An 11,227-nucleotide genomic window follows, 5' to 3' on the forward strand; every position below is an offset into this window, starting at 1 on the left:
GCCCGCCGGCGTCCCACGTGACCCGTCCCCGGGTGGGACTCCGCGCGGAACCACCACGACCGCACAGAGTCCGACGGCATCATTGCTTCGTTTGTGTGCGAGTCCTAGGGTGTGGCGGGCTCAGTAGTCGCACCGTCACCACCCGTCGTGATCCTCCTCCGGCGTGACGTCGCCGCCGTGACGCCGCGCCGCCGGGGGATCCGGCGTGCCCTCAGTCCGTGCAGTGCCCTGTCGCACCGAGGAAGGCCACGGTCATGCCGCACCCGCACGTGTCTCCCGCCGCAGCTCCCACCCGCCCCGTCCGTCCGGTCGTCAGCCGCCGCCGTCTCCTGGAGTCCGGCGCCGCCGTGCTCGGCGCCCTCGCCCTGTCCGCCCCGTCCGGCGCCGCGCACGCGGCAGGCCCGCGCCCGCAGTCCGACGACGGACCCCCGGAGTGGAACGACTTCGGCGTCTTCCGCCTCGGCACCGAACCTCCGCACACCACCCTCATGCCGTACGCCGGCCTGCCGCAGGCGCTCGCCGCCGACCGCACCCGCTCGCCGTACCGGCTGGACCTCGACGGCACCTGGAAGTTCGCCTACGCGGACCGGCCCGAGGACCGCGACCCCGACTTCCACCGCACCGACACCGACGACCGCGGCTGGGACACCATCCCCGTCCCGTCGGTGTGGCAGCTGCACGGCCACGACTTCCCGATCTACCTGAACATCACCTACCCCTACTGGGGCCCCAACGGCCGCGGCGAGGAACCCCAGCCGCCCGCCGCGCCCACCCGCTACAACCCGGTGGGCCAGTACCGCCGCACCTTCACCGTGCCGCGCGACTGGCGCGGCCGCCGCGTCTTCCTGCACTTCGAGGGCGTCAAGTCCGCGCACTACGTGTGGATCAACGGCGAACTCGTCGGCTACGACGAGGACTCCTACACGCCGTCGGAGTACGACGTCACCGAGCAGCTGCGTCCCGGCGCCAACCAGATCGCGGTCGAGGTGTACCGCTACTCCGACGGCGACTGGCTGGAGGACCAGGACATGATCCGGCTGAGCGGCATCTTCCGCTCGGTCTACCTGTACTCCACCCCGCCCGTGCACCTGCGCGACTTCAAGCTGGAGACGCCGCTGAACGACACGTACACCGCCGCCGGGCTGAACGTCACCGCACACGTACGGGCGTACGGCGACGACGCGGGAGACGGCCGGTACACCGTCGAGACGCAGCTGTACGACGCGCGCGGCCACGCCGTCTGGTCGCGGCCGCTGCTGCGGACCGCCGACCTCGGTTCGGTGGAGGCCGGCCGGGACGTCACCGTACGGGCGTCGCGAGCCGTGCCCGGCCCACGGCTGTGGTCGGCGGAGGACCCGTACCTCTACACGGCCGTCCTCCGGCTCCGCGACCCGTCCGGGACGGTCGTCGAGACGCTCTCCCACCGGGTGGGCATCCGCGAGTTCGCGCTCAAGGACGGGCTGATGCGGATCAACGGCCGCCCCGTCTCCTTCCGCGGCACCAACCGCCACGAGATGCACCCGGCCCGCGGCACCGCCCTCACCCGTGAGGACATGGTCCGGGACATCACGATCGTCAAGCGGCTCAACATGAACTCGGTCCGCACCTCCCACTACCCGGACAACCCCCTCTGGTACGAACTCGCCGACGCCTACGGCCTCTACCTCGTCGACGAGACCAACCTCGAGACCCACGGCATCCGCGACCGCTACCCGGGCGACCACCCCGACTGGACCGCCGCCTGCGTCGCCCGCGCGCAGAACATGGTCCACCGCGACAAGAACCACCCCTCGGTGGTCATCTGGTCGCTCGGCAACGAGGCCGGCGGCGGCTCCACCTTCACCGCCATGCACGACTGGATCCGCTCCTACGACACCACCCGCGTCATCCAGTACGAGGGCGACGACCGGCCCGGCGTCAGCGACATCCGCTCCCGCATGTACGAGAGCCCCGCCCGTGTCGAGCAGCGCGCCCGCGACACCGCCGACACCCGGCCGTACGTGATGATCGAGTACTCCCACGCGATGGGGAACTCCAACGGCAACTTCCGGAAGTACTGGGACGTCGTGCGCCGGCACGACGTCCTGCAGGGCGGCTGGATCTGGGACTTCGCCGACCAGTCCCTCCACACGCCCGTGCCGGAGCGCACCCTGCTCACCGAGTCCGGACCGGCCGCGCTGCGCGGCGAGATCCTCGCCACCCGCGGCCGCCTCGACCGCGACAAGGGCCTGTCCGGCATCACCGTCTTCGCCCGCCACGACAGCCTCGATCTCACCGGATCCCTCACCCTGGAGGCGTGGTTCACCCCGGGCGTGCCCGGCTACCACCAGCCGATCGTCGCCAAGGGCGACACCCAGTACGCGCTCAAACAGACCGATCGCAGGGTGGAGTTCTTCATCTGCTCCGACGGCCGGTGGATCGCCGTCAACTGGCCCGTCCCGGACGACTGGAGCGGCAGGGAACACCATGTCGCGGGCGTCTTCGACGCCGACGCCGGCACCCTCACCCTGTACGTCGACGGCGCGGTCCGCGCCACCCGCGCCACCGACCGCCGGCCCACCAGCAACACCGCCCCGCTGTCCCTCGCCTCCGACGCGGACAACCAGACCCGGGAGTTCGACGGCACGATCCGCCGCGCCCGCGTTTACGCCCGTGCCCTCACCACGGCCGAACTGGCCTCCGAGGACCGGGCGCCCGGCGACGACGGCGTGCGCTTCTGGTTCGACGCCGCCACCGTGAGGACGGAGCGGAAACGCCCCGCGGCCAGGACCTTCCTCGCGTACGGCGGGGACTGGGGCGACAACCCCAACGACGGGGCGTTCGTCGCCGACGGCATCGTCACCGCCGACCGCAGGCCCGGCGGCAAGGCGGCCGAGATCAAGCGCGTCCACCAGGCCGTCGGCGCCGTCCGCACGCCGGGCGGCGGACCGGGCGCGGTCACCCTCACCAACGAGTACCTCTTCACCGACCTCCGCGAGTTCGACGGGCGTTGGGAGCTTGTCGCGGACGGCGAGGTGATCGGCGGCGGACGGCTCACCCGGGACCAGCTGGACGTGGCGCCGCTGACCGAGAGGCGCGTCGACCTGCCCGTGCGCCTGCCCAGGAACCCGTCCCCGGGCACGGAGTTCTTCCTCCAGCTGTCCTTCACGACACGGGAGCGCGCGCCCTGGGCGGAGGCCGGCTTCGAGGTGGCACGCCACCAGCTCCCGCTCGGCACGGACACCCCGGCGGTGGCGCCCGTGCCGCTGTCCCGGGTCCCGGCGCTGCGGCACGAGGTGCGCGACGGGGACATCCACGTCACCGGCAAGGGGTTCTCGGTCACCGTCGACCGGGGCACCGGCCTCCTCACCGACTACGAGGCGGACGGCGCCCGCCTGCTCACCTCGGGACCGGCGCCCAACTTCTGGCGGGCGCCCACCGACAACGACCGCGGCAACGGCCAGCACCTGCGCAACCAGACCTGGCGCGACGCGGGCGCCCGCCGCGCGGTCACCGGCGTCACCGTGCGGCCGCTCGGCGACCGCGCCGTCGAGGTCCGCGTCACCGGCACCCTGCCCACCACGGCCGAGTCCGCGTACTCCACGACGTACACCGTTTTCGGCAACGGCGAGATCAAGGTGGACCACACCCTCCACCCGGGCTCCGCGAGCCTGCCGTACCTCCCCGAGGTCGGCTCGCTGCTGTTCCTGCCCCGCCGCCTGGACCGGCTGCACTGGTACGGGCGCGGCCCCGAGGAGAACCACTGGGACCGCAACACCGGCACCGACGTGGGCCGTTGGTCCTCGACCGTGGCCGAGCAGTGGACGCCGTACATCCGCCCGCAGGAGAACGGCAACAAGACCGACGTGCGCTGGGCCGCGCTGACCGACGCAGGCGGACGCGGACTGCTGGTGACGGGCGAACCCCTCGTCGAGATCAACGCCTCGCACTTCACCCCCGAGGACCTGTCCGCCGGCGTCCGGCACGACTACCAGCTCACCCCGCGCGACGCGGTGGTGCTGCGGGTCAACCACCGGCAGATGGGCGTGGGCGGCGACGACAGCTGGGGCGCGCACACCCACGACGAGTTCAAGCTGTTCGCGGACCGCGACTACGCCTACACCTACCGGCTGCGCCCGCTCACCGACGTGGACCGGGCGCTCGCCCTCTCCCGCCGGCCCACCGCGGTCGAATAGCCCGGCACACTCGGGGGAGCCCGGGGTAACCGGGCTCCCATGGGTGACATCCTGGTCGGCGCCTGTTCATGGACGGACCGCCAACTCGTCGCGAGCGGCTGGTATCCGCGCGGACGGCGCGACGCCGAAGGGCGGCTGCGCCACTACGCGGAGCGGTTGCCGGTCGTCGAAGTGGACTCCGGCTACTACGCGTTGCCGCGCCGCCGCAACAGTGAACTGTGGGTGGAACGCACCCCGGACGGCTTCCGCTTCGACGTCAAGGCGTTCTCCCTGCTCACGGGTCACCCGACACGCCCCGAGGCGCTCCCGGCGGACCTGCGCGACCGGGTGCCCGCACGAGGGCGGGCGGACCCGGCACTGCTGGACGAGGTCTGGGGCCGTTTCGCGGAGGCGGTCGACCCCCTGCGCACGGCCGGACGGCTCGGGGCCGTGCTGTTCCAGTTCCCGCCGTGGTTCACCCCCGGCGCCCCGGCCGAACGCCGCCTCGAGGACTGCGCGGAACGCGCCAAGGGCTGGCCGCTCGCCGTGGAGTTCCGCCACCCGTCCTGGTGGCAGGCGGAACGCGCCGACGAGACACGGGAGTTGCTGACCTCCCTGGGCATGTCGGCGGTCGGCACCGACATGGCCCAGGGCCTCACCGCCTCCCTGCCGCCCCTGGTCCCCGTCACCCGCCCCGCCCTGGCCGTCGTACGGTTCCACGGCCGCAGCGGCGCGTGGGGGAGGGGCAGCAAGGAGGACCGCTTCCGTCACGACTACGACGTGACGGAGCTCGCCGCCTGGGTGCCGCGCCTGCGCCGCGCGGCACAGGAGACGGACGAGCTGCACGTCCTGTTCAACAACTGCTGCGGCGACGCGGCGGTGCGGGCGGCGGAGACGATGCGGGGCCTCCTGACCCCACCGCCGGGGCGATCCGCCGAGCCGCAGGACACGGGACGTTGATGTCGGATTTCCGCCGGACTCCCTCACTCCCCGTGCCCGATCCTTGAGGCATGCACCGAGGGATGCACACCGACACCGAGCGCTGCGTGCGCGCCGTGCAGTCGAAGGACGCGCGGTTCGACGGCTGGTTCTACACCGCCGTCCTCACCACCGGCATCTACTGCCGGCCCAGCTGCCCCGCCGTCCCGCCCAAGCCCGAGCACATGGTCTTCCACCCCAGCGCGGCCGCCTGCCAGCAGGACGGGTACCGGGCGTGCAAACGCTGCCGCCCCGACACCAGCCCCGGCTCCCCGCAGTGGAACGTGCGCGCCGACCTCGTCGCCCGCGCCATGCGGCTGATCGCCGACGGCGTGGTGGACCGCGAGGGCGTCACCGGCCTCGCCGCCCGCCTCGGCTACAGCACCCGGCAGATCGAACGCCAGCTGCTCGCCGAACTGGGCGCGGGCCCCCTTGCCCTGGCCCGCGCGCAGCGGGCGCAGACCGCGCGGCTGCTCGTCGAGACGACGGACCTGCCGATGGCGGACGTCGCCTTCGCGGCCGGCTTCTCCTCCGTGCGCACCTTCAACGACACCGTGCGCGAGGTGTTCGCGCTCTCCCCGAGCGACCTGCGCACCCGGGCGCCGAAGCACGCGGCCGCCGGCACCCCTGGCGTGATCACGCTGCGCCTGCCGTTCCGCGCCCCGCTCCACCCCGACAACCTCTTCGGCCACCTCGCCGCCACCGCCGTACCCGGCGTGGAGGAATGGCGGGACGGCGCCTACCGCCGCACGCTGCGGCTCCCGTACGGCCACGGCATCGTGGCCCTGTCACCCCGCCCCGACCACATCGCCTGCCGGCTCGCCCTGAGCGACCCCCGGGACCTCACCGTCGCCATCAGCCGCTGCCGCCGCCTGCTCGACCTCGACGCCGACCCGGTCGCCGTCGACGAGCAGCTGCGGGCCGACCCGGCGCTCACGCCCCTGGTCGACAAGGCCCCCGGCCGACGGGTGCCGCGCACGGTCGACGAGGCGGAGTTCGCCGTCCGCGCGGTCCTCGGACAGCAGGTGTCCACCGCCGCCGCCCGCACCCACGCGGCGCGCCTGGTCACCGCGCACGGCACCCCCGTCGACGACCCGGAGGGCGGCCTCACCCACCTCTTCCCGGCACCGGAGGAGCTGGCCGCGCTCGACCCGGACGCCCTCGCCATGCCCCGCACCCGCCGCACCACCCTCACCACCCTGGTCCGCAGGCTCGCGGACGGCGACCTCCGCCTGGGCGCCGACAGCGACTGGACGGAGACCCGCGCCGCGCTGCTCGCCCTCCCGGGCTTCGGCCCCTGGACCGCCGACGTCATCGCCATGCGCGCCCTCGGCGACCCCGACGCCTTCCTCCCCACCGACCTGGGCGTCCGCCGCGCCGCCCGCGCCCTGGGCCTCCCCTCCACCCCGTCGGCCCTCACGACCCGAGCCGCGGCCTGGCGCCCCTGGCGCGCCTACGCGGTGCAGTACCTCTGGGCGACCGACAGCCACCCGATCAACGTCCTGCCGTCCTGACCGGCAGGGGAGGACCCATGAGACAGCACACCGTGACCGACAGCCCGTACGGCCCCCTGACCCTCGTCGCCGACGACGGCGTCCTCTGCGGCCTGTACATGACCGACCAGCGCCACCGCCCGCCGGAGGAGACCTTCGGCGTCCCCGACGACAGCCCTTTCACCGCGGCGAAGGAACAGCTGGCCGCCTACTTCGCGGGCGACCTGAAGGAGTTCACCGTCCCCCTGCGCCTGCACGGCACCCCGTTCCAGCTCCGGGTGTGGGAACAGCTCCGGCGCATCCCCTACGGCGAGACCCGCACCTACGGACAGCTCGCCGGTCTCCTCGGCAACCCCAGGGCGTCCCGCGCCGTCGGCCTCGCCAACGGCCGCAACCCGGTCGGCGTCATCGTCCCCTGCCACCGCGTCATCGGCTCCACCGGCGACCTCACCGGCTACGGCGGCGGCCTGCCCCGCAAACGACGCCTGCTGGACTTCGAACGCGGAACGGCCCTGTTCTAGGCGGTGCTCGAGGCGGCGATCCGCCGCAGCAACGCCGGCAGCGCCGTGCCGATCGGTTCCCGGACGACCTCGTCCGCCAGGTCGTCGTACGGGGTCGGTTCGGCGTTGACGATGATCAGGCGGGCGCCGTGGTCGGCGGCCACCTGGGCGAGTCCCGCCGCGGGGTGGACCTGGAGGCTGGTGCCGGCGGCGATGAAGAGGGTGCAGGCCTTCGTGATCGCCACCGCCTCGCCGAGCACCATGGGGTCCAGCGCCTCGCCGAACATCACCGTCGCCGGCTTGAGGACGCCGCCGCAGTCGGCGCAGGGCGGGTCGTCCTCGCCGGCCGTCAGACGGGCCAGCGCGTCCTCCATCGGGGTCCGCGCGTGACACTTGGTGCAGACGACCGTGCGCGCCGTTCCGTGCAGCTCCAGCACCTTGCGGTCCGGCATGCCGCCGAGCTGGTGCAGACCGTCCACGTTCTGGGTGATCACCCGCACCGCCGTCCCGGACCGCTCCAGCTCGGCCACGGCACGATGCGCGGCGTTCGGCTCGGGCAGCGCGGCGACGGTCTCCCGCCGCATCCGCCACGACCGGCGGCGGATCTCCGGGTCGGCCATGTAGTACTCGTACGTCACGAGCTTCTCGGCGTCGGGGTCGCGGCGCCACAGCCCGGCCGGTCCGCGGTAGTCGGGGATGCCGGAGTCCGTGCTGACGCCGGCGCCGGTCAGGAGGGCGACGAGGGGCTTGCTCATGCGGCGAGGGTAGGGCGGAGAAGGCGCGCCCGGCGAGCGGATATCGGGCCGGTCGGTCCGGCCCGTCAGTGCACCCGGCGGCCGTTCTCCAGCTCCGCCGTGCCCGAGCCGTCCGCGAGGACGTCCAGCGCGGCGAGCACCCGGAGGCCCAGGGCACCGGGCAGGTGCGCGGTGATCTCCTCGCGCTCCACAAGGCGCCACGACAGCAGCTCCTCCTCCTGGAGCCGGATCGCCCTCAGCTCGTCCTCGCCGAGCACACCGCCGTCGTAGAGGTACGCCACCAGCGGCGGCACGCCCTGCGTCCGCACCCAGTCCACGGCGAGCAGCCGGCCCAGCGGGCGGTCCAGGCCGATCTCCTCGGCCGTCTCCCGCCGCGCCCCCTCGCGCGGGCTCTCCCCCTCGTCCGACTCGATCGTGCCGCCGGGCAGCGCCCACCCCTCCCGGTAGTTCGGCTCGACGAGCAGCACGCGCCCCCGGACGTCCCGGAAGAGGGCGGCGGCCCCGGCGAGGACACGAGGGAGGGAGGCGACGTAGGCGGCGAAGTCCTGGGTGTCCTGCGTGGTGGTCATGCGGGAAGGGTAGCGGCGGCCGAGCGCCCCGCCGGGGCCGTCGCGGACCCGCCCGCCCGGCGCACGGCAGCACGCGCCGTCCCCTGACCGACACGGCGGGCGCACACGCCGGAGCACGGCCGACGGCGGTACGGGCGGCCGGCCTCCGCCCTGGCCACGGGCTCAGACCTCCGCCTGCGCCAGCCGCAGCGTCCGCTCCGCCAGCTCGCTGATCCGCACTCCGTCGAACCCGAACACCGCACTGCGCACCGTGTCCTCCAGCGGCTCCTTCCACTGGTCCGGAACGGCCGCCGCGCCGCACATCACCCCCGCCACCGACCCGGCCGTCGCGCCGCACGAGTCCGTGTCCAGACCGCCCCGCACCGTCAGCGCGACACTCCGGGAGAAGTCGCCGTCGCCGTACAGCAGCCCCGCGGTGATCACGGCCGCGTTCGGGATCGTGTGGATCCAGCCGAGCCCGGCTGTCTCCTCCTCCAGCGTGGCCAGCGTGTCCTCCCACGGCAGGCCGCTCTCGTGCAGCGACGTCACCCGGCGCACCGTGCGCGCCAGCCTGCTGCCCGCCGGGATCACCGTCAGCGCCTCGTCCACCGCCTCCCGCGGCGTCGGCGCCGTGAACGCCGCCGCGACCAGCGCCGCCGCCCACATCGCGCCGTACACCCCGTTGCCGGTGTGCGACAGCACCGCGTCCTTGCGGGCCAGCGCGGCGGCCCGGCGCGGGGCGCCCGGCGAGACCCAGCCGTGCACATCGGCACGGATCAGCGCGCCGATCCACTCCTGGTACGGGTTGTCGTACGTCGCCGTCAGCGGCGGCCGCAGCCCGTTCGCCAGGTTCCGGTACGCCGCCCGCTCCGCGGTGAACGTCTGGAGGTACGGCAGCCGCAGCAGCCACAGGTCGCCGACCTGTTCGGTGCTGAAGCCGAACCCGTGCGTCTCCAGCAGGTGCAGGCCGAGGATCGCGTAGTCGACGTCGTCGTCCCGGCAGCTGCCGTGCACCCGGCCGCGGACGCAGTACCGCCACTCCGGGCGCAGCGCCCGCTCCTCGTCCTCCGTCGGCGGTCCCGGCAGGTAGTCGGTCAGAGGCAGCGCGTCCGTCGCCCGCAGGTAGCGGTCGATGCGGTCCCGCGTCCACACCTCGCCCTGCTCCACCGGCTTGCCCAGCATGTTGCCGGCGATCCGGCCCAGCCAGCCGCCCAGGATGCGGTCGGCGAGCCCGGTCGCGGTGGTCGTTCCGGTCGTGGCGGTCATGGGACCGGTCTACCCGTTTCCAGGCGGTTCCGTACCGGTCCACGGGCCGGTCGGTGCATGACGGGCACGGCGCCCGGCGGTTAGGGTCGCAGCGGCGCGACAGGCCCCGGCACGCGCGCGGGGCCCGATGAACGAGGGGAAGCCAAGTGGCGGACGCTGCACGAAGCGGTACGCGTACGACGCCGTCGGCCCAGCGGGTGCTGGTCGCCGCGGACAAGTTCAAGGGGTCGCTGACGGCCGTGGAGGTCGCCGAGCGGGTCATCGCCGGACTGCGCCGGGTCCGGCCGGACCTCCGGGCCGAGGCGCTGCCGGTGGCCGACGGCGGCGACGGCACCGTCGCGGCGGCCGTCGCGGCCGGGTTCGAACGGCACGAGGTACGGGTCTCCGGACCCCTCGGCGACGAGGTGACCGCGGCCTACGCGCTGCGGGACGGCACCGCCGTCGTGGAGATGGCGGAGGCCAGCGGGTTGCAGTGGCTGCCGGAGGGCGTCTTCGCGCCGCTCACGGCGTCGACGTACGGCTCCGGTGAGCTGCTGCGGGCCGCGCTGGACGCGGGCGCGCGCAGCATCGTGTTCGGCGTCGGCGGCAGCGCGACCACGGACGGCGGGGCCGGGATGCTGGCGGCGCTGGGCGCGCGGTTCCTGACGGCGTCGGGCGAGCCGGTCCGGCCGGGCGGCGCCGCGCTGGCGGAGCTGGCGACCGCGGACCTGTCCGGTCTCGACCCGCGGCTGCGGTCGGTCGAGTTCGTGCTCGCGAGCGACGTCGACAACCCGCTGACCGGGCCGAAGGGCGCGGCGGCGGTGTACGGGCCGCAGAAGGGCGCCTCGCCGGAGGACGTGGAGCGGCTGGACGCCGCGCTGGCGCACCTCGTGAAGGTGCTGGGCGCCTCCGCGCTCGCGGCGTCGCCGGGGGCGGGGGCCGCGGGAGGTATCGGGTTCGGGGCGCTGCTGGTGGGGGCGCGGTTCCGGCCGGGCATCGAGGTGATGCTGGACGTGCTGGGGTTCGCGTCCGCGCTGGAGCGGGCGGATCTGGTGATCACGGGGGAGGGGTCGCTGGACGAGCAGACGCTGCACGGGAAGGCCCCGGCGGGCGTCGCCGCGGCGGCGCGGGCGGCCGGGAAGGACGTGGTCGCGGTGTGCGGGCGGCTGGCGCTGGCGCCGGAGGTGCTGGGGCGGGCCGGTATCCGGCGGGCGTACGCCCTGACGGACCTGGAACCGGACGCGGCGGTGTGCATCGCGGAGGCGGGGCCGATCCTGGAACGCACGGCGGAACGCATCGCCCGCGACTACCTCACCTGAGCCGGGCCCCGGGTCAGGTCCCCCTTGGGGGGGACCTGACACCGTCTCACCGCGCGTCATGACAGGGGCCCGAGCGCCCGACGGGACCGTGTTGCGATCCTCCTCATCAGTGGTTCCATGGACATGAAGGCAAACGTGCAGGTGGACGTCCCCGACGTCCTCGCCCGCACGGAGCGGCGGCGTCACCGGCCGCTGCGCCTCCCGGCGTTCCGTGACGTCTCGCCGGAAGGCGCAG

Annotated in this window: 8 protein-coding genes; 5 read left to right on the plus strand and 3 right to left on the minus strand. The window is 74.1% G+C overall.

Going from position 1 to position 11,227, the window contains the following annotated elements; translation table 11 throughout:
* The first annotated feature begins 254 nt into the window (after positions 1–254).
* From ACP7TJ_RS27490 to ACP7TJ_RS27505, 4 genes are all read left to right on the plus strand, one after another.
* Positions 255–4,175 (plus strand): glycoside hydrolase family 2 TIM barrel-domain containing protein, encoded by a 3,921-nt coding sequence (locus ACP7TJ_RS27490; RefSeq protein ID WP_427766127.1) that lies wholly within the window; start codon positions 255–257, stop codon positions 4,173–4,175.
* 39 nt (positions 4,176–4,214) lie between these two features.
* Positions 4,215–5,114: a DUF72 domain-containing protein gene (locus ACP7TJ_RS27495; RefSeq protein WP_266402226.1), complete on the plus strand. Its 900-nt coding sequence runs from the start codon at positions 4,215–4,217 to the stop codon at positions 5,112–5,114.
* 62 nt (positions 5,115–5,176) lie between these two features.
* A complete protein-coding gene (locus tag ACP7TJ_RS27500) occupies positions 5,177–6,646 on the plus strand; it encodes an AlkA N-terminal domain-containing protein (protein WP_427767490.1) in 1,470 nt (489 codons plus the stop codon).
* 17 nt (positions 6,647–6,663) lie between these two features.
* Positions 6,664–7,146, plus strand: a complete 483-nt coding sequence (locus tag ACP7TJ_RS27505; RefSeq protein ID WP_093765989.1) for a methylated-DNA--[protein]-cysteine S-methyltransferase — start codon at positions 6,664–6,666, stop codon at positions 7,144–7,146.
* Here the strand turns inward: ACP7TJ_RS27505 and ACP7TJ_RS27510 are convergent.
* The 3 genes from ACP7TJ_RS27510 to ACP7TJ_RS27520 form a co-directional block, all read right to left on the minus strand.
* On the minus strand, positions 7,143–7,880 hold the full coding sequence (locus tag ACP7TJ_RS27510; protein WP_093765988.1) for an SIR2 family NAD-dependent protein deacylase: 738 nt from the start codon (positions 7,878–7,880) through the stop codon (positions 7,143–7,145). The two genes, ACP7TJ_RS27505 and ACP7TJ_RS27510, sit on opposite strands and share 4 nt — an antisense overlap.
* A 65-nt stretch (positions 7,881–7,945) precedes the next feature.
* Positions 7,946–8,449: an NUDIX domain-containing protein gene (locus tag ACP7TJ_RS27515; RefSeq protein ID WP_093765987.1), complete on the minus strand. Its 504-nt coding sequence runs from the start codon at positions 8,447–8,449 to the stop codon at positions 7,946–7,948.
* Positions 8,450–8,611: 162 nt separating this feature from the next.
* Positions 8,612–9,694, minus strand: coding sequence for an ADP-ribosylglycohydrolase family protein (locus tag ACP7TJ_RS27520; protein ID WP_367486490.1), 1,083 nt, complete (start codon positions 9,692–9,694; stop codon positions 8,612–8,614).
* A 197-nt stretch (positions 9,695–9,891) separates the two neighbouring features.
* On the opposite strand from ACP7TJ_RS27520, the gene ACP7TJ_RS27525 reads away from it, so the two are divergent.
* On the plus strand, positions 9,892–10,992 hold the full coding sequence (locus ACP7TJ_RS27525) for a glycerate kinase (RefSeq protein WP_427767493.1): 1,101 nt from the start codon (positions 9,892–9,894) through the stop codon (positions 10,990–10,992).
* The last annotated feature ends 235 nt before the right edge of the window (positions 10,993–11,227 follow it).

Source organism: Streptomyces sp. DSM 41931, from assembly GCF_050271085.1.
Lineage (GTDB): Bacteria > Actinomycetota > Actinomycetes > Streptomycetales > Streptomycetaceae > Streptomyces > Streptomyces albogriseolus.

What these genes read in the sequence shown, in the direction of transcription:
- ACP7TJ_RS27490 (WP_427766127.1), top strand. Translation starts at nt 255, where the DNA reads ATGCCGCACCCGCACGTGTCTCCCGCCGCAGCTCCCACCCGCCCCGTC.
- ACP7TJ_RS27495 (WP_266402226.1), top strand. Translation starts at nt 4,215, where the DNA reads ATGGGTGACATCCTGGTCGGCGCCTGTTCATGGACGGACCGCCAACTC.
- ACP7TJ_RS27500 (WP_427767490.1), top strand. Translation starts at nt 5,177, where the DNA reads ATGCACACCGACACCGAGCGCTGCGTGCGCGCCGTGCAGTCGAAGGAC.
- ACP7TJ_RS27505 (WP_093765989.1), top strand. Translation starts at nt 6,664, where the DNA reads ATGAGACAGCACACCGTGACCGACAGCCCGTACGGCCCCCTGACCCTC.
- ACP7TJ_RS27510 (WP_093765988.1), bottom strand. Translation starts at nt 7,880, where the DNA reads ATGAGCAAGCCCCTCGTCGCCCTCCTGACCGGCGCCGGCGTCAGCACG.
- ACP7TJ_RS27515 (WP_093765987.1), bottom strand. Translation starts at nt 8,449, where the DNA reads ATGACCACCACGCAGGACACCCAGGACTTCGCCGCCTACGTCGCCTCC.
- ACP7TJ_RS27520 (WP_367486490.1), bottom strand. Translation starts at nt 9,694, where the DNA reads ATGACCGCCACGACCGGAACGACCACCGCGACCGGGCTCGCCGACCGC.